Genomic DNA, 19,626 nt, shown 5'->3' on the forward strand with positions numbered 1-19,626 from the left:
TATCTTTGGGATGGTAATGTTTTATTGCATGAATGGCATTATCAGTGTGCACGGCGTCCTAAGGTTATTACTGACGAGCTGGGAATGCTTATGTTGGACCGACCCGAACCGGTCGAAAACCTGACCACTTGGGTTTATGAGGAAGGAAGTTTAGTCCCCACCGCAAAGCTATGCGAAGGCAAGTCCTACTCGATTGTATCGGACTATTTGGGCCGCCCCGCTCAGGCCTATGATGACAAAGGAGAACTGGTTTGGCAGGTGGAGTTTGACATCTATGGCAGAATACGGGAAGATACCTTTAACAATCAGCCGTTTATTCCATTCAGGCAACTGGGGCAATATGAGGATGTAGAAACGGGGCTTTATTATAATCGGTTTAGGTATTATAATCCTGAAACCGGCTTATATATTAGTCAAGATCCGATAGGGCTAGCAGGTAATAACCCGAATTTTTATGCGTATGTAAGTGATTCGAATACGATGTTTGATGTGTTCGGACTTAGTGAGTGTGGTATTAAAATTGAAGATGGTAAATTCGATTACTTATTCGGCCGTGTGACATCTAATAATCATAATGCAGCAAGATCAAATCAATTAGCCGGTGTGATGAAACATTTAGGAGTTCATGATACAGCAAGTGGAAGAAAACTATTAACAGACCATTTGATAAATGCATATAAAGATCCTACTAATATATATAATTAATTCACAAAAGTTTGGGAAGGAGGATCAGGAAATTTTATTGTCAAAGAATCTTTATTTGCTGGACCTAGTGGTAAATTCGCTCTATTTGAATCTACTAGCTAGATTAATAACTTTAATACCTAAATTATGATGATTCAAAATTTTGATAATGTAATTTTAGAAAATTTAGGCTTTGAACCTTTGGAATTTGATAGGGATTATTTTCAATGGACTTATCAGTTTAAAAAAAATAATCTCAAACTGGATTTTACATATTCGATAGATAAAATAATTTCAACATATTTATATTTTAACGAAATCCTAATAGCATCTAATTTTGCAAGCGGATTAAGTGAATTATCTATTGAGAATAATATTATCATAGCAACATTATCAACTGATAAGTTATATAGAAAATTAAAATTAGCCCCATATAACATCACAATTAAATGGTCTGACGAATTTATTCTATAAAGTGAGAATTAAATTTAATAAAAAAGCCAACCTTTAGCGTAGGCTTTAGTTTTTTAAGAGTTCAGCTTATCGAGGAGTTCAAGTTGATCCTCGGGAACAAGGATTTCAATAAGGTTAAAGATATTAAATAAGTTCAGCGGTTTGTGGTAAAGAGTAAGGCTTCTGCATTTAGTTTCGGACAAAAGGGCTGTTTGTGCAATTTTACAGAGAGATTTAAGGGTGAAAAATTAAATTCAAGTAACTTTCTAATTGTTTAAATATTTTCATAGTGAGAAGAAATTCCTTAGAATTAAAGTTTTTGTTTTTATGAAAGAACTTATTATATTTTTAGATTGCATAATAAAAATAATCAAAGAGACCAGTTATTGGAAACTAACTTACCACTAAGAAGAACCTGAGTTAACATTAATATTTCTAATTTATTATTAGTACATAAAATTCTATCAATTCATAAATAATAAATATAAAATAAATTATAATTTACGCCTATTATTAATGTTTAATCATGTATTTTTATAAAAAAATTATGTAAGCTTCTGATTACATATGGGAAAGAAAATTAAAATCGGTAAAGACGAGTATTCTTGTACATTTGGTTTTGATTTTAGGAGAAATCATTTATTCAAGGATTCATATAAGGAAAAAAATATTTTAATGATCATTATAGCAATAATTCCGTTACTAGCCATACCCTTTTAAACTTGTTTGAATTAATTAAAGCTTTTGAAAGCGGAAAAATTACTTTTATACCTAACGTATATAAAGATAAAAGATTCTCAATTAAAATCCCAAATTCACACGATTTTATATATACATATCGCAGGCCTTTAAATGGTAATGAATCCAGCATTTCGGCTAGGAACCGTAGATGAATTAAATTAGAAGGAATTCATGTTTCAGATAAAGAATTAAAATTTTATCATTTAGAATGTATTATTCTATAAATAGAGTCTGAATTTATTTAAAAATATAATACATTTAAATTCGAGTCATACGGATTCTTTTTTGAGTATGAAGCATGATAATTATAAATTTAAAAGCAATCTATTTTAAGATATTTATTGGAACCTGTATAGGTATACAGGAAATAATAATTGAAATTGATATATTAATAAATTTTTAAAAATAATTATTCTTTTCTTGTTAAAAATCTCATTTAAGACAATATTTCTTTAGCCTTAATCATTCTAAAATTACCGGATAAATCTTGTTTTAGCTCAACATAATTAAAATAATCTAAAAACAAGCGTCTGGTTTTTTCTCCTAAATCCTGATTAATCTCAACATACACACTTCCATGTGCTGTTAAATTTTTTTGGGAAAAATGTATAATGCTTCTATAAAAAATAAGTGGATCATTGTCGGGGACGAATAACGCTTTTGCTGGCTCATGATTTACAACCCTGCCCTCCATAGCTTTTTTTTCATATTCTCGGATGTAGGGAGGATTAGAAACAATGATGTCATACTTTTCATTATTTTTTATTTTATGGTTAGTAGTATTGAGTAAATCGGCTTGTATAAAATCTATTGAGACCAGATTGTTTTCTGCATTTTTCTTTGCCAATTCCATAGCTTTTTCATCAATTTCAAGAGCCGAAACCTTCGATTTTACATTTTTAGCTAAAGCTATAGCTATGCATCCGCTGCCGGAACACAAATCCATTATATTCAACTCCTCATTTTTATTCCCAAAGTCTTTACAAATCCATGCTACTAATTCTTCAGTTTCAGGCCTGGGTATCAATACATTTGGATTTACCAATATTTTACAACCAAAAAAATCGATGTGACCTAGCACATATTGATAAGGCATTCCACTAATTAAGTAAAATAAGGCTGTTTGAAAAAGGGTAGATTTCATTTGAGAATCTTCCTGCATTTCATCTAATCCTAATTTTAAGGTGATTTTATCTTTATGCAAATACGTTTCTGCCAACGCATAAAATATGATATCGATTTCTTTAGGCGAATAGTGCGAAGAAAGATTTTTAATAAATTCATTTCTTATTTCTGCTAATGATTTCATGGTAAAATGCATTACGGGTGACTTTTATTTTAAAAAAACCGGAATAATAATAAATAAATTACTATTCCGGTTTAATTTTTTATCTATTTATATAAGAGGTTATTCATCATCCTGATCTACTAATATCCAACCTCCCTCCTCTATAAGATTTTGTGCTTGTTTAAATTTCATAGATTTTACTTCTCCGTTTCTCAAATTACGTACATGGACAACTTCGTTTCTTCCAATCTTGTTGACACGCAAAGGTTCCGAGGCCGGTTTTTCTTGACTTGGGTTATCATCGTTTTCTACGTACTCTCTGCTTTCAACAATCTTTTGTTTTACCTCACGAGCCTGCTCAATTTTGGATTCCTCAGGTTCTGAGGGTAATCCACCTTTGAATAAGAAGGATATAATTTCTTTATTGGTTTTATCCAACATATCTCTAAATAACGCAAAAGATTCTTGTTTATATATAACTAACGGATCTTTTTGCTCGTAAACGGCTGATTGTACGGATTTTCTTAATTCATCCATCTCTCTTAAATGCTCCTTCCAATTTTCATCAATTAAAGCCAAGGTAATTCCTTTTTCAAAGTCTTTTAGTAAAGCTTTTCCTTCAGAATTATAAGCTTCTTCCAAATTAGTTGTTACATTTAATACTTTAGCTCCATCTGTAAATGGAACTGAGATATTTTTAAATGTATTTCCTCTTGCCAAAAAGACATTAGATATAATAGGATACAACTGTTGTGCCGTACTTTCCAATTTTTCTTTATAATATGCTTCAGCTTGTTCAAAAACTTTATCGTTCAATTCTTTTTCAGATAGTCTATTAAATTCCGATTCATCTACAGGAGTATCCATAGCGAACACGGTTGCTAATTCAAATTCAAAATTTTTATAGTTTTTATCTTGTTTGTTAACTTTTACCAATAAAGCCGCTGTATCGTAAATCATGTTGGCAATATCGATACTCAACTTTTCACCAAATAGGGCATTTTTACGTCTGCTGTAAATTACTTCCCTTTGTTTATTCATAACATCATCATACTCCAATAATCTTTTACGAATACCAAAGTTATTTTCTTCTACTTTTTTCTGAGCTCTTTCAATGGAATTGGTTATCATGGAATGCTGAATTACATCTCCTTCCTTATGCCCCAACCTGTCCATCATTTTGGCAATTCTGTCAGACCCGAATAAACGCATTAAGTTATCTTCAAGAGAAACATAAAACTGTGAAGATCCCGGATCTCCCTGACGACCTGCACGACCTCTTAACTGTCTGTCTACCCGTCTCGAATCGTGTCTTTCCGTACCTATAATTGCTAATCCTCCTGCGGCTTTTACTTCATCGGTAAGCTTGATGTCCGTTCCCCGTCCTGCCATGTTGGTAGCAATAGTTACCACTCCGGGTTTACCGGCTTCCGCTACTATATCTGCTTCTTTTTTATGTAATTTAGCATTTAATACATTATGCGGTATTTTTCTTAATTTTAAAGCTTTACTTAATAATTCGGAGATTTCCACAGAAGTTGTCCCTACTAATACCGGTCTTTTATCTTCCTGTGATAATCGAATAACTTCATTTAAAACGGCATTAAATTTCTCTCTATTAGTTTTGTATACTAAATCTTGCTGGTCGTTTCTAATCACAGGTTTATTGGTAGGTACCACCACTACATCCAATTTATAAATCTCCCAAAACTCTCCTGCCTCCGTTTCAGCAGTACCGGTCATTCCAGCCAATTTATTATACATTCTAAAGTAATTTTGTAAAGTAATCGTCGCAAAAGTTTGAGTTGCGGCTTCTACCTTAACATTCTCTTTAGCTTCTAAGGCTTGATGTAGTCCATCGGAATAACGACGGCCTTCCATAATACGACCGGTTTGTTCGTCAACAATCTTAACTTGTCCATCAATTACTACGTATTCTATATCTTTCTCAAATAAGGTATATGCTTTGAGTAATTGGTTCAAAGAATGAATTCGTTCTGATTTTATTGCAAAATATCGTAAGAATTCTTCCTTCTCCTTGTGTTCTTCTTCTTTGGATAAATTTTTATTTTCAATGTCGGTAAAAACAGTTCCTAGGTCTTCTAATACAAAGAAGTTAGGATCAGAATTTCCTTTTGACAAAAATTCAATACCTTTGTCGGTAAGCTCAACCTGATTATTTTTTTCATCAATTGAGAAAAATAAATCTTTATCTGCTTCTGGCATCATTCGGTTATTATCCGATATAAAATAAGCTTCAGCTTTTAATAGGATAGCTTTATTACCTTCTTCGGATAAAAATTTAATTAAAGGTTTATGTTTAGGTAAACCTCTATACACCTGATACAATTTGTACCCGCCTTCCTTTTTATTTCCTGAAGCTATAAGTTGTTTTGCTTCCTGAAATAATTTTGAAATTTCATTTTTTTGGGCAGTAAAAATAGTTTCTACAATTGGTTTTAATTCTTGATATTCTTGTTTATCTCCATTCGGTACTGGACCGGATATAATCAACGGCGTACGTGCATCATCAACAAGTACAGAATCCACTTCATCAACAATGGCATAATTAAGTTCTCTTTGAACTAAATCATTAGGAGAATTTGCCATATTGTCACGTAAATAATCAAACCCAAATTCATTATTGGTTCCATACGTAATATCTGCAAGATAAGCTTGTCTTCGAGATTCAGAATTAGGTTGATGGTTATCTATACAATCAACTTTTAATCCATGAAACTCAAATAGTGGTGCCATCCATGCAGAGTCTCGTTTTGCCAGATAATCATTGACTGTAACTACGTGAACCCCACGTCCTGATAAGGCATTCAAATACATAGGAAGAGTTCCTACGAGAGTTTTACCTTCACCAGTTGCCATTTCGGCAATCTTTCCTTGATGCAAAACCGTACCGCCTATATATTGAACGTCGTAATGAATCATGTCCCATTTAACATCTTTACCAGCTGCATTCCAATAATTTCTCCATACAGCTTTGTCACCCTCAACAGTAATATAATCTTTGGTCAAAGCCAAGGTTTTATCAAACTCAGTTGCTGTTACAGTTATAGTATTGTTCTCAGCAAATCGCTTTGCTGTTTCTTTAATTAAAGCGTAAGCTTTAGGAAGTATTTCTTCTAATATTTTTTCTTCTACTTCATAGGATTCTTTTTCATATTTCTCAATCTCGCTGTATAATCGTTCTTTTTCGTCTATATTATCAACTGTTTGAGTCTGTTCTTTTAATTCTGCAATTTTATTTTTAATATTTAAAGTGGCTTGAGATATCTTTTCTTTAAACTCAATAGTTTTATATCTTAGATCATCGAATGATAAGGAGGAAATACTTGCTTCTTCTTTTTTAATTTTATCCAGATATTTATTTAATTGTGCAAGATCTTTTTTATGTTTATCCCCAATAAATAATTTGAGAACTGAATTTAATATATTCATTATATGTAATTAATTTATACCTACAAATGTACTAAAAAAAAGCTTTTTAGTGAGAATTATGAAAAGTAAAGCCCTAAACGAGCTAGGGCTTATTAATTAATATTCATCTTCGTTCCAGAGAAAGTCATCATCAGTTGGATAATCCGCCCATATTTCTTCAATGCTATCGTAAATCTCGCCCTCGTCTTCAATTGCCTGTAAATTTTCAACTACTTCCAAAGGGGCACCGGTTCTTATAGCATAATCAATTAATTCATCTTTTGTGGCGGGCCACGGCGCATCACTTAAATAAGACGCTAATTCTAAGGTCCAATACATAAGGTAAAATTTATATTATGATTAATTTTTCCTTCCACACATCAAACTTCAAGCCAAATTTTTTTTCATATTTTTATTTCTATTTAATAAAAATAGTATTAATTTTAATTTAATTATTATAAAATTATAGATAATTTATTCACTTAATTTTAATGGTTAAGGTAATCAATAATTTATTATTAAAACAATTAAGCTAAAGATTGCACAGAATATAATTATGAATAATATTATGTTTAAAATATGAATTTTAGAATAATTATTAATAAAATTAAAAGTTGAATATAAAATATATTTAATCACAATAAACCTTCAATTTTATAATAAATTTTTATAAGTTTAGTTTATAAATTTATAAAAAATATCGTTTTAAATTTTCTGCCCAATGTGTCATATAATAAACATGACATATTTTCATGAATAATACTTTTAATCAAGTTATACTGTGTATTACAAGATGCTTAAAAATTTCAAACCCCAAGTTAAATATTTATATTCTGAATAATTAATATAAGTTTAAATTTTTATACAAACATTCTTCTCTATAAAATATAATTAGCTATGCTATCATGCAAAATGAAATGAATAAATATATTATTAATTTCGTTTATACCTATGTTTTTTGAATATGTATTAATCAAAAATATAAGCAAATCCAAAAGCTAAAATTGATGTATTTTGTTTCCTGTAAAATTTGTCATAAATATCTATAAAACCGTAATTATAACGAATGAAAAATTCTGATTTTCTAAATATACTATATCCAAATCCTATAGATATTGAGGCATCAAGATTCTTAGGGTTAGATCCATATCGTTCTTTTTCTAATTTTTTATCTTTTTGATAAATAAGTATTCCTAATTGAGGGCCAATTTCACTAAAAAATTCACTTTCAGCTTCGGAAAAATAAGCTCTAAAATAAACGGGTATATTTATATAGTTTTGAAAAAATTTAGCTTTTGTACTTTTTCCTGAAAGTTTAATCTTATCTTTTTCACCTTGTAAAGAATATGAGACCTCAGGTTGTATAAAAAATCTATAATAATTATCTAATTGAATTTGAGCTAATGCTCCAATAGACCCTGCATACCTACTGCTGGATTTGTTATGTATTTTTGTAACACTTGAATTTTGGAGAGTACCTGTAATACCGAATCGTATTTGTGAATAAGATAAAATTGGAATTAATAAAAATAAAAGAACGCTTTTTCTCATAATAATCTAATGTTTGTTTTATGTAGATAGAGCAAAAATTACTATATGAATATTTTGCCAACAGTTTTTCCTATATCTGCAGGAGAATTAACCACGTGTATACCACACTCTGACATAATTTTCATTTTTGATTGTGCAGTGTCGTTCTCTCCTCCAACAATTGCTCCGGCATGTCCCATAGTTCTGCCTTTAGGAGCTGTTATTCCTGCAATAAATCCAATAATTGGTTTTGTAGTATTAATAGATTGGTACCACAATGCTGCCTCTACTTCAAGTTGACCTCCTATTTCTCCTATCATAACAATACATTCTGTATCCTTATCTCTTATAAGAAGTTGTAAGGCATCTTTGATGGATGTTCCAACTAGAGGATCTCCACCAATTCCTATAGCAGTCGAAATACCATAGCCTGCTTTAACCACTTGGTCAGCAGCTTCATATGTCAAAGTACCGGATTTAGAAATTATTCCAACCTTTCCTTTTTTAAAAATGAAGCCGGGCATAATTCCAACCTTTGCTTCATCTGCAGAAATAATTCCCGGACAATTGGGACCAATTAATACACAATCGTATGATTTAAGGTAATTTTTAACTTGGACCATATCCTCCACAGGTATACCTTCAGTGATACATATTATAACTTTTATTCCCGCTTGTGCTGCCTCCATAATTGAATCTGATGCAAACGCAGGAGGTACAAATATTATAGAAGTATTTGCTCCTGTCTGTTCTATTGCATCTTCAACTGTGTTGAAAACAGGTCTATCTAAATGAGTGGTTCCTCCTTTTCCCGGAGTTACACCTCCAACAATGTTAGTTCCATATTCTATCATTTGTTCGGAATGAAAGGAACCTTCTTTACCTGTAAATCCTTGAACAATTACTTTAGAGTTTTTATCAACTAAGATAGACATATATATAAATTAAAGATGAATAATCATTTTAATTAAAATCATTTAGCTAAGTTCTTAAGTGTAGCCAATTCTTTTAACTTCTTTTTAGCTTCTTCAGCAGGGGATCCAAAATATGTTTTTCCAGCTTTTAAATTTTTTGAAACTCCCGATTGTGCTAATATTATTGCTTTTTCTCCTATAGTAAGTGAAGATGCAAAACCTGCTTGTCCCCAAATACTTACTTCGTCGTGAATGGTGCAACAACCGGCAATACCAACTTGTGAAGCTATTAAACATTTTCTTCCAATAACGGTATCATGACCTATTTGAATCAAATTATCTAATTTTGAACCTTTGCCAATAATTGTAGAAGCCGTGACTCCTCTGTCAATGGTACAATTAGAACCAATTTCAACATTATCTTCAATTATAACATTCCCTACTGATTTCAATCGTTCAAAATAACTACCCCGATTTTTATAATAAAAGCCATCTCCTCCAAGCACAGTTCCTGACTGAATAACGACATTATTACCTATTTCAGTATAATCATGAATAGTTACATTAGGAAAAATTATGCAATCATTACCAATTTTAACATTTTTACCAATGTATACCCCGGGTTGTATAATAGTATTTTTTCCAATTTGAACATCATCGGAAATTAACTTATTTTGAGGAATAAACTTTACAAAATAATCATTTATTTTATTGAAATCCCTAAAAGGATCATCAGATAAAAGAAGTGCTTTATTTTCCGGACATTCAACCTTTTTATTAATCAATACTACACTTGCTTTACTGTGTAAAGCTTTAGCATAATATTTGGGATGATCTACAAAAACTATTTCTCCTTCTTTTACGCGGTGAATTTCGTTGGTTCCGTAAATTGGAAAATCTTCTTTTCCGACATATTCACATCCTATAATTGATGCAATTTTTTTTAGTGTAAATGAATGTGGAAATTTCATGATATAAAATAATAAGTAAATGTACGAATATATTTAATACCTCTTAATCTTTAACTCTTTCTATATAAGATCCATCATCTGTATTAATTTTTATTTTTTCACCAACTTCTATAAATAGTGGTACTAGAACTTTAGCCCCGGTTTCAATGATTGCATTTTTAAGCGCATTAGTGGCGGTATTACCTTTAACACCCGGCTCAGCTTCAATTACTTCCATAATGACACTTGCCGGTAATTCTGCTGACAATGGAGTTTCATCTTCTTCTTTTAAGATAATCATAACTTCTTCTCCTGCTTTCATAAATTGTGAATTTTCAATCAAATTTTTATCAATATAAATTTGAGAAAAATCATCATTGTTCATGAAATGAAAGCCATGATCATCGTCATATAAGTATTGATATTTTCGAGTAATAATTTTTACATCTTCTATTTTACTTCCTGCTGAAAATGTATTATCTACAACTTTTCCCGATGTTAACGATTTTAATTTCGTCCTTACAAATGCAGGTCCTTTACCCGGTTTTACATGTAAAAACTCAATAACTTTATAAATGTCATCATTAAAGTTGATACAAAGTCCTTTTTTTATATCTCCCATTCCAGCCATATGTATATAATTTAAATTTTTTAATATTATTATTTATAATCCCTGAGCGTTAAACCCTCTCATTACTCCTCTCATGCTTGATTGTATAAATTGGATTATTTCATCTCTTTCAGGAGTTGCCTCAAATTCAGCCTCTACAACTGATAAGGCTTGTGTAATATTTAATTTGTTTTGAAAAATAACACGATATATATTTTGTATTTCCGCAATTTTATCGGAACTGAAACCTCTTCTTCTTAATCCGACTGAATTGATTCCAACATAAGACAATGGATCTCTGGCAACTTTAACAAAAGGCGGAATATCTTTTCTTACAAGTGATCCTCCAGTTACAAAAGCATGATTTCCGATAGAACAAAATTGATGCACGGCTGTCATGCCTGCCATAACAACGTAATCACCTACAGTTATATGTCCTGCCAAAGTTGTGTTGTTAGAAAATATACAACTATTACCCACTTCGCAATCATGAGCAATATGAGAATAAGCCATAATCAGACAATTTTCACCTATGACAGTTTTCATTTTATCTGAAGTACCCCTACTTACTGTTACGCATTCTCTTAATACTGTATTATCCCCTATAATAGTTAATGATTTTTCACCTTTATATTTTAAATCTTGAGGTTCTGCTGAAATTACTGCCCCGGGAAATATTTTACAATTTTTTCCTATTCGAGCACCCTCCATAATAATTACATTAGAACCTATCCATGTTCCTTCTCCAATTTCAACATCTTTATAAATTGATGAAAAAGGTTCAATAACAACATTCTTTGCAATTTTGGCATCGGAATGTACAAATGCTAATGGCTGGATCATTTTTTACTCCTTATCTTCTTTGGTTTTCACTACTTGTGCCATCATTTCAGCTTCAACTACCATATGTCCATTACAGTAGCCATAACCTTGCATATGCACAATTCCTCTTCGTATAGGTTCTAATAAATCGATTTTAAAAATTAAGGTATCTCCAGGTATTACTTTTTTCTTGTGTTTTACATTATCTAATTTAATTAAGTATGTAGAGTAATTTTGAGGATCATCTACGTTTTCTAAGACAAATATACCTCCTGTTTGAGCCATAGCTTCAATTTGTAATACTCCCGGCATAACGGGTTCATTCGGAAAATGACCTACAAAAAAAGGTTCATTTATAGTGACATTTTTAACCCCAATTATATGTTTATCATCGACTTCCATTATTTTATCTACCAATAAAAAAGGAGGTCGATGAGGAAGCATTCTCATTATATCTTTTATATCATAAACCGGATCTTTATGCAAATCTATTTCCGGTATATTTTTTCTTTTAAATAATTTATATAATTTATTAAGTTTTTTTGCAAATTGCGTATTACAATGATGTCCGGGCTTAGTTGCTATTATTTTAGCTTTTAATCTAACTCCTACCAAAGACAAATCACCGATTACATCTAACAGCTTATGTCTGGCAGCTTCATTGGGATAGTATAAGGTCACATTATCTAATATTCCATTGGGTCTTACACTCACCTTAGGCTGATTAAAAACTGCTTTGAGTTTATCCAAAGTTTCGGATGAAAGCTCTTTATCTACATAAACAATGGCATTATTAATATCTCCGCCTTTTATCAGTCCAGAATCTAATAGATTTTCCAATTCATGAAGAAAACTGAACGTTCTGGCATTGGCAAAATCGGTTTTAAAATCTTCAATACTTTTCATCGTAGCATTTTGTGTTCCTAATACTTTCGTACCAAAATCAACCATAGTTGCCACTTCGAAATGATCTGAAGGTATTGCCGTGATTTCTGAACCTGTTTCCGGATCTGTGTATGAAATTATTTCTTTTATAGTGAAGTATTCCCTATTTGAATCTTGTTCAATTATACCAACTTTTTCGATTGCTTCAACAAAATATTTGGATGACCCATCCATTATAGGAGGCTCTGAACGATCCATCTCAATGTATGCATTGTCCAAATCCATTCCTGTTAATGCTGCTAATACATGTTCACAAGTATGTATTTTAACTCCTTTTTTTTCTAAAACCGTACCTCTTTCTGTTGAAGTTACATAAGTTGCATCAGCTTCAATAGTAGGTTGCCCTTCCAAATCCACCCTAACAAAAACAAATCCTGTGTTTACAGGTGCAGGTTTTATTGTCATGACAACTTCTTTACCCGTATGCAGACCTTTTCCTTTTAATGTAAACTCTTGTTTAAGTGTCTTTTGCTTATCTGACATTTTATATAAATTACTGGTTGAAGATTTACTTTTTACCTTTTTCTAATTTCTCTAATCTATTGACGATTTCCGGAAGTTTCTTAAAGTATATATAACTTTTTTGATACTTTAAATATTGTATTGCAGGTGAACCAAACAACCTTTGGTTATCTTCTACATTATTAGTTATTCCGCTTTGTGCTTGAACTATAACTTTATTTCCTATATTTAGATGTCCGGAAACACCAACCTGTCCTCCGATCATGCTCCATTTTCCTAATTTCGAAGAACCTGCTATACCTGCTTGCGCAGCTATAACTGTATGTTCTCCTATTACTACATTGTGTGCCACCTGAATTAAATTATCCAATTTAACTCCTTTTTTAATAATTGTTGATCCAATAGTGGCACGATCAATAGTGCAATTAGATCCTATCTCTACATTGTCTTCAATGACCACATTCCCTAATTGGGGTACTTTTTCATATCCTTCGCTGGTTGGCTGAAATCCAAACCCATCACCCCCAATTATTGTCCCTGCATGAATAGAACAATTATTACCGATAACACAATCATCATAAATTTTTACTCCAGGACCTAGATAACAATTATCTCCAATACTAACATTATCACCTATAAAAACATGAGGATAAATTTTAGTGTGGTTGCCTATTTTTACATGGTTTGATATATAAGCAAAAGCCCCTACATAAACATTTTTTGACAAAACTGAAGATGAAGATATAAATACAGGGTTTTCTATACCCTGTTTTTTTACTTTCATCTCGTTGTAAATTGTCAATAATTTATTAAAAGCTGAATATGCATTATCTACAACGATAATAGTTGGTAAATTGGAAATATCTTTCGGTAATAAATCTTTTGATATTATTACTATAGATGCTTTAGTATTTTTTAAATATTCTTGATATCTTTCATCACCTAAAAATGTTATGGTACCAGGCTTCCCATCTTCTATTTTCGATATATAAGATACTCTTTCTTGGGGGTTACCTTTTATAACCCCATTTATTAAATTTGCTACTTGTTCAGCGCTAAATTCCATGATTGGCAAATGTAAACATTTTATTATGATTATAAAAATCTTTATTTAATATCATATACTTCTCTTGGTATGCATAAATGAAATCTGGTTATTTTCTTTCTTAAATCTTTAACTAAGACTTGATTATCTGCTTTTTGCAATTCCAATACTTTACCATTTTTTAAAAGTAATCGGATAGGATCTTGGGTATCATTGTATGCTAATACACTTAACTCTTTTTGATGTACAAAATATCCGGCATCTTTTACAGAGTATAGTTTTTTAACAGCAGTTTCTATTAGCTCTAATTTTTCATTAGAAACTGGTTCTGAAATTATAAGTGAAGTGGGTAGTTTTCTTTGAATTATAAATTGACTTAATAAACTTAACGTTTTGTCTTCATTAGCCTGCCATAATTTCAGTGCTGAAACTACGTCAGAATCGTCAAGTTGAGCAAATTTATCTAAATCTTTTTTATTAATTTCAACAAAATCGGATTTTTCAAAGAAATATTTTAATACATCTGAGGAAGGTACATTTTTACCTTTTTTAACTAATTGTTTTGCTCTTTTTAAAGCCTCAATTAAATACGTCTCTGCTGTTACGGATGTTTTATGGAAATATACTTGCCAATACATAAACATTCGTGATGTCAGATATTTCTCAATAGAATATATTCCTTTACTATCTACTACCAATTCATCATCAACAACATTCATCATGGTTATAATTCTTTCTGAATTAACATTTCCTTCAGAAACACCGGTAAAGAAACTATCCCTTTTTAAGTAATCCAATCTATCTAAATCTATTTGGCTCGATATTAGCTGATGAAAAAACTTACGTGGGTATTTATTTAAGAAAATATCGATGGCTAACGTTAATTCATTATTAAATTCCTCATTTAATATATTCATAAAAGTTACAGATAGATTTTCATGATGTATCCCTTCCAACAGTGTAGATTCTAATGCATGGGAAAAGGGACCGTGTCCAATATCATGTAATAATATTGCTATAAGTGAGGCTCTTTCTTCTTCTTTTGAAATGGCAACTCCTTTACTTTTTAAAACTTTGTGAGTTATTTGCATCAAATTTATACACCCTAATGCATGTAGGAATCTTGAATGAGTAGCACCTGGATAAACGTAATGACTTAACCCTGTTTGTGATATTCTTCGTAATCTTTGAAAATACGGATGTTCAATTATATCAAATAGTAATTCGTCTGATATAGAAACAAATCCTAATACCGGATCATTAAAAATTTTCCTTTTATTTATTTTTTCCAAAAGGCATATTTTTTGTACATTAATGCAAAATTAATGTAAATAAATAACTATTTAGGAATGGGTAAAAAAATATTATGGATTGATGACGAAATTGAATTATTAGAACCTCATATAATTTTTTTAAAAAACAAAGGATATGAGGTCATATATGTCAACAATGCTGCCGAAGCCTTAGAATTGATTCCCATAAACAATTTTGATGTAGTTCTACTTGATGAAAATATGCCCGGTATTGGTGGTTTAGAAGCACTACAAAGGATTAAGGAAATAAAATATAATTTACCTGTAATTATGGTAACAAAAAATGAGGCTGAGGATATTATGGAAGAAGCAATTGGAGAAAAAATTACTGATTATATTCTTAAGCCTGTAAATCCTAATCAAGTATTAATAAGTCTCAAAAAAATATTTAAAAGTGACGAAATTATAGAGAAAAAAACGGTTAAAAATTACCAACAAGAATTCCGAAAAATTTCTATGGATCTGATGTATGCACAATCATATGAGGATTGGATACAGCTCTACTTAAAGCTTATACAATGGGATATTAGTTTTGACAAACTTTCTGATGTTGAAATGAGTGCAATTTTAAGTAATCAAAAAGAAGAAGCAAACAGCTTGTTTTCAAAGTTTATTGAAAATAATTATCATGATTGGCTCCATTCGGAGCATAAACCTGTCATGTCACATACTGCTTTCAATGATGTTGTAAGACCGGTGATTAGTAATCATAATAAAGTTTTGCTGCTTATGATTGATAATTTACGTTACGATCAATGGAAAATTATCGAGCCCTTATTTTCTAAATACTTTAATTCAGTGAATGAAAAATCCTATTTCAGTATTCTCCCCTCCGCTACCCAATATGCAAGAAATTCTTTTTTTGCAGGTCTCTTACCTTTGGAAATTGAAAAAAAATTTCCTCAATATTGGATAGGTGAGAATGATGATGAACATAAAAACCAATATGAAAATGAATTGCTTACTGCCCAACTTCAACGGTTAGGATTAAAAAATATAAGGAATAAATATTTTAAAATATTAAATGCGGAATTCGAGAAAAAAATTTCTGATGAATTTAAACATCACAGCAGTAATGCGGATTTTATTACCATTGTCTACAATTTTATAGATATTCTTTCACATGCTAAAACGAATAACAATATTGTTAATGAATTAATTAGAGATGACAAAACTTTCCGATCCTTAACCTATACCTGGTTTGAGAATTCAAGTTTATTAAAAATAATTCAATCAGCGGCTGAAGAAGGATATAAGTTAATAATTACAACCGATCACGGTACCATTTACGTTAAAAAGCCAAGTAAAGTAATAGGCGACAAAGAATCATCAACTAATCTTAGATATAAATTAGGAAAAAACCTGCAATATGATGAAAAAGATGTATATGCTGTAAGCGATCCGGAAGATTATTTTTTACCTAAAGTTAATTTAAATTCAAAATATATTTTTGCTAAAGAAAATAGGTTTTTTGCATACCCTAAAAATTATAATCATTATGTGAATTATTATAAGGATACCTATCAGCATGGAGGAATTTCACTTGAAGAAATGATTATTCCTATAGCTGTTTTGGAATAAATATTGAATCTAACATTTCTATTATCGAAATAAATGATCTGGGAGATAATAAACAATAGTATTTTATGCATATAATAAATAAATTGTTTAGTACTATAGTTACTACCTATTTTTTTTATATAATAATTAAAATCAACACTAAAAACTTATTTTTTATATTATAAATAAATTTAAATTAAGGTTAGTAGAATAAGAACTTTTTAAATTCTTTGATATAATATTTTTAAGATAATATATGAAGATTGTATATTTACAAAGTTATAATTATTTATATGAAGTTAAAACAACTCTTTATTTTATTATTTATTCTAACTCTACTTGTAAGTTGTAGAACAACCGATAAAATTATTGTTAATAAAAAGCTAATCGACCCTGAAGGCGAAACCATTTTAATAGGTCAAATTACGCGGGAGGCTTTAAAACAATCTGAATTTAACTCTTGGTATTCAGATGAATATAATTCATATATTCCGGATCGTAATGTTATCAATAAAATTAAAAATAAAATTAAACATTATCGGATTGAAATTTATCTTGGCACCTGGTGCAGCGATACACATGAGCAACTTCCTAGATTTTTGAAAATTCTTGATGAAGCCAATTATCCTCAGAGAAAATTAAAGCTTTATGCTGTAAATCGTAAAAAGGAAAGCTTTTATGGAGAACAAAACCAAAAAAATATAATTAAAATACCTACTTTTATATTATATAAAGCCAATAATAATCCCAAACGTCGTGATATGGAGATTGGTAGAATAATAGAATCACCAAATGAATCTCTGGAATTGGATTTGTATAAAATTCTTAATTTTTACCGGAAATGAAATAAAGCAGTAATATTATGATTAAGTATAACTACACATAAAATTATAGCAACTTTACCTTAAAATCTTTTTTATTTTATTGTTTTTTTTGCATGATTTATGCAATATTATTTAAAAAAAAATATAATGATAATCCTTAAATTTTTAAAAAAATATCTCATATCCATAATATTTTTAATCATAGGTTTATTACTATTCATGTTTATTATAAGGCAATCCGGTAAAGAAAATATTAAATCTGAAACTAGAATTATTAATCATGAGATTCAAAGATTGAATAAAATGATTGTTATTGAACAAAATTATTCTTCTTTTAAGTCTAAAAAGTACAACAACTTTAATCCAAAATATTTCGATTTTCTAAATAAAAATATTGTATTATATATTACTGCAATGGCGCAAGTAACTTATGATATGAAAAAGATGAAAATCAATGTTGATTCGGCCAATAAAATAGTTCATATCATATCCATACCGGAACCAGAATTGCATGTGTATCCAGATGTTGAAATATATAGCATGGAAAGCGGTTTTTTAAATGATTTTTCAAAATCAGAGCTAAATGAAGTTATGGAAGAAGGTAAAAAGGATATTACTAAAGAAGTTCAAAAATCTAATATACAATCCTTAGCTAAAAAACAATTGATTTCCAATTTAAAAGAATTATATAACATGGTTAAACTTAATAATTGGAAAATCATTGACGATACTCCTTATGCCTATCAACTGCAAACGATTAAAGATTAAAGTACTTTGTTTGTACAATTATTTATTTCATATCTAACATGATTATTCCCGTAGGAAATTTCGGTTCAATATAAGTGATTTTTTCAGGTAGCTTTTCTCCTAATTCTAATACTTTTTGTAAGTCTGAAAATGATGGAGGATAAAAACCAAAACCTATTTTAAATTCCCCCATATCTACCTCATGTTTCATTTTTTTTATGCCTTCAATGTCATTAGAACCTTTTATATAGGATACTAACTTCATTTCTTCTTCAGAGTCCATTATATTAAAGATTTTATCTAAAATAAACTTTTTAAATAAATAGGTGTCTATATTGCCTAAACCTTCCGACATTCCTCTAAACTCATGTTTAATATACAAGCCAAAAAACTCTCCATCTATATACATGCTTATATGATGTTTATGTGATGGAAAATAAGGGTCATTTCCTTTATAGTTTATAGTAAAATATTGTTCCAGCTTTGTAAATACATCTTTTTTAGATAATCCGTTTAATGATTTTAAGAGTCTGTTGTATTCAATAATTTTAAGGTTTTGACCTGAAACTAATAGAGATAATACCTGATGGTTTTGGTCTAATAAGAAGTTTTTAGATTTACTTTTGTCTTTTATCTTGTCTGAATGTTTTATAGCTCCCATCAATCTATAATATCCATCGGCTAAATATAAAGAGGGTAAATTGGAAACTACTTCTTTAAATTGTGCTAATTTCAATCTGTTGTCTATTCGCCATAATCTGTGTGAAATTTCCATTTCATCTTCAAACTGTATAAAAGATTTACTTTTCATTTCTAAATCCATCAATAGCTCTATTTTTGAATTTGATTCATAACAGAGTAATATTGGATTAGTCTGTAAGTAAGTCAAATCTAAAAATTGAGTAAAATCTTTGACTTTTGTTTCGTTAGAAAATGAAGGTACTTTTATATTTTTACCTTCAAAATCTTCAACGGAAAGTAATCCTAAAATACCTTTATAAGTTTCTCCAGATTTTTTTTTCTGTTCATAAATGTAAAATGAGGCCGGATCAAGTTCAAGCAAATTTTCTTTTATATAATCTTCATACCTTTTTCTTACTTTTTTTAAACGATTTTCCAAGGGACTTTCTCCTTTAAAAAAAATGGGCTTAATGAGATCAATATAAGAATGTGTTTTGCCTCTTAGTTTCAATCTTATTTGCTCATCAGTATATATATTCAGTGAATATATAGGAAAATCTTTAAAATTTTCCTCTTTGGCATGAATTCCTTTAAAAGGTTTAAAATTTATCATACAAAACCATTT

General features: G+C 30.0%; 18 protein-coding genes. 6 read left to right on the forward strand and 12 right to left on the reverse strand.

Annotated features, from left to right (window positions below):
* The 3 genes from ASC36_RS01350 to ASC36_RS10595 form a co-directional block, all read left to right on the forward strand.
* A partial coding sequence (locus tag ASC36_RS01350) for an RHS repeat-associated core domain-containing protein (RefSeq protein ID WP_317038625.1) occupies positions 1 to 705 on the forward strand: 705 nt, incomplete at its 5' end.
* Positions 706 to 831: 126 nt separating this feature from the next.
* Positions 832 to 1,158, forward strand: a complete 327-nt coding sequence (locus ASC36_RS01355; protein WP_141656167.1) for a hypothetical protein — start codon at positions 832 to 834, stop codon at positions 1,156 to 1,158.
* A gap of 546 nt (positions 1,159 to 1,704) precedes the next feature.
* On the forward strand, positions 1,705 to 1,857 hold the full coding sequence (locus tag ASC36_RS10595; protein WP_156332300.1) for a hypothetical protein: 153 nt from the start codon (positions 1,705 to 1,707) through the stop codon (positions 1,855 to 1,857).
* Positions 1,858 to 2,314: 457 nt separating this feature from the next.
* Here the strand turns inward: ASC36_RS10595 and prmC are convergent, their stop codons facing one another.
* The 11 genes from prmC to ASC36_RS01410 form a co-directional block, all read right to left on the reverse strand.
* Positions 2,315 to 3,187: a peptide chain release factor N(5)-glutamine methyltransferase gene (gene prmC, locus ASC36_RS01360; protein WP_055424693.1), complete on the reverse strand. Its 873-nt coding sequence runs from the start codon at positions 3,185 to 3,187 to the stop codon at positions 2,315 to 2,317.
* A 99-nt stretch (positions 3,188 to 3,286) separates the two neighbouring features.
* The gene (gene secA / locus ASC36_RS01365; protein WP_055424694.1) at positions 3,287 to 6,619 is read right to left on the reverse strand and encodes a preprotein translocase subunit SecA; all 3,333 of its coding nucleotides are present in this window, start codon (positions 6,617 to 6,619) and stop codon (positions 3,287 to 3,289) included.
* Between the two features lie 96 nt (positions 6,620 to 6,715).
* Positions 6,716 to 6,937, reverse strand: coding sequence for a DUF2795 domain-containing protein (locus ASC36_RS01370; RefSeq protein ID WP_055424695.1), 222 nt, complete (start codon positions 6,935 to 6,937; stop codon positions 6,716 to 6,718).
* A gap of 630 nt (positions 6,938 to 7,567) precedes the next feature.
* Positions 7,568 to 8,149 carry a porin family protein gene (locus ASC36_RS01375; protein ID WP_055424696.1) on the reverse strand — a complete coding sequence of 194 codons (582 nt, stop codon included), beginning with the start codon at positions 8,147 to 8,149 and terminating at the stop codon, positions 7,568 to 7,570.
* Positions 8,150 to 8,190: 41 nt separating this feature from the next.
* Positions 8,191 to 9,063 (reverse strand): succinate--CoA ligase subunit alpha, encoded by an 873-nt coding sequence (gene sucD, locus ASC36_RS01380; RefSeq protein WP_055424697.1) that lies wholly within the window; start codon positions 9,061 to 9,063, stop codon positions 8,191 to 8,193.
* A 38-nt stretch (positions 9,064 to 9,101) separates the two neighbouring features.
* Positions 9,102 to 10,013, reverse strand: a complete 912-nt coding sequence (locus ASC36_RS01385) for a UDP-3-O-(3-hydroxymyristoyl)glucosamine N-acyltransferase (protein WP_055424698.1) — start codon at positions 10,011 to 10,013, stop codon at positions 9,102 to 9,104.
* A 43-nt stretch (positions 10,014 to 10,056) separates the two neighbouring features.
* Positions 10,057 to 10,623 (reverse strand): elongation factor P, encoded by a 567-nt coding sequence (gene efp / locus ASC36_RS01390; RefSeq protein WP_055424699.1) that lies wholly within the window; start codon positions 10,621 to 10,623, stop codon positions 10,057 to 10,059.
* A gap of 33 nt (positions 10,624 to 10,656) precedes the next feature.
* On the reverse strand, positions 10,657 to 11,445 hold the full coding sequence (lpxA, locus tag ASC36_RS01395; RefSeq protein ID WP_055424700.1) for an acyl-ACP--UDP-N-acetylglucosamine O-acyltransferase: 789 nt from the start codon (positions 11,443 to 11,445) through the stop codon (positions 10,657 to 10,659).
* 3 nt (positions 11,446 to 11,448) lie between these two features.
* On the reverse strand, positions 11,449 to 12,852 hold the full coding sequence (locus ASC36_RS01400; protein ID WP_055424701.1) for a bifunctional UDP-3-O-[3-hydroxymyristoyl] N-acetylglucosamine deacetylase/3-hydroxyacyl-ACP dehydratase: 1,404 nt from the start codon (positions 12,850 to 12,852) through the stop codon (positions 11,449 to 11,451).
* A gap of 25 nt (positions 12,853 to 12,877) precedes the next feature.
* Positions 12,878 to 13,897 carry a UDP-3-O-(3-hydroxymyristoyl)glucosamine N-acyltransferase gene (gene lpxD, locus ASC36_RS01405; RefSeq protein ID WP_055424702.1) on the reverse strand — a complete coding sequence of 340 codons (1,020 nt, stop codon included), beginning with the start codon at positions 13,895 to 13,897 and terminating at the stop codon, positions 12,878 to 12,880.
* A gap of 41 nt (positions 13,898 to 13,938) precedes the next feature.
* Positions 13,939 to 15,168, reverse strand: a complete 1,230-nt coding sequence (locus tag ASC36_RS01410; protein WP_055424703.1) for an HD domain-containing protein — start codon at positions 15,166 to 15,168, stop codon at positions 13,939 to 13,941.
* A gap of 57 nt (positions 15,169 to 15,225) precedes the next feature.
* Between ASC36_RS01410 and porX the strand changes: the two genes are divergently transcribed.
* The 3 genes from porX (at position 15,226) to ASC36_RS01425 (ending at position 18,341) form a co-directional block, all read left to right on the forward strand.
* Positions 15,226 to 16,770 carry a T9SS response regulator signal transducer PorX gene (porX, locus tag ASC36_RS01415; RefSeq protein ID WP_055424704.1) on the forward strand — a complete coding sequence of 515 codons (1,545 nt, stop codon included), beginning with the start codon at positions 15,226 to 15,228 and terminating at the stop codon, positions 16,768 to 16,770.
* A 272-nt stretch (positions 16,771 to 17,042) separates the two neighbouring features.
* A complete protein-coding gene (locus ASC36_RS01420) occupies positions 17,043 to 17,594 on the forward strand; it encodes a hypothetical protein (RefSeq protein WP_055424705.1) in 552 nt (183 codons plus the stop codon).
* A 198-nt stretch (positions 17,595 to 17,792) separates the two neighbouring features.
* On the forward strand, positions 17,793 to 18,341 hold the full coding sequence (locus ASC36_RS01425) for a DUF4230 domain-containing protein (RefSeq protein ID WP_167336861.1): 549 nt from the start codon (positions 17,793 to 17,795) through the stop codon (positions 18,339 to 18,341).
* 22 nt (positions 18,342 to 18,363) lie between these two features.
* Here the strand turns inward: ASC36_RS01425 and ASC36_RS01430 are convergent, their stop codons facing one another.
* The gene (locus ASC36_RS01430; RefSeq protein ID WP_055424707.1) at positions 18,364 to 19,614 is read right to left on the reverse strand and encodes a DUF1015 domain-containing protein; all 1,251 of its coding nucleotides are present in this window, start codon (positions 19,612 to 19,614) and stop codon (positions 18,364 to 18,366) included.
* Between the last annotated feature and the right edge of the window lie 12 nt (positions 19,615 to 19,626).

It is taken from the genome of Apibacter mensalis (genome assembly GCF_001418685.1).
In the GTDB taxonomy this organism is placed as follows: Bacteria; Bacteroidota; Bacteroidia; order Flavobacteriales; family Weeksellaceae; genus Apibacter; species Apibacter mensalis.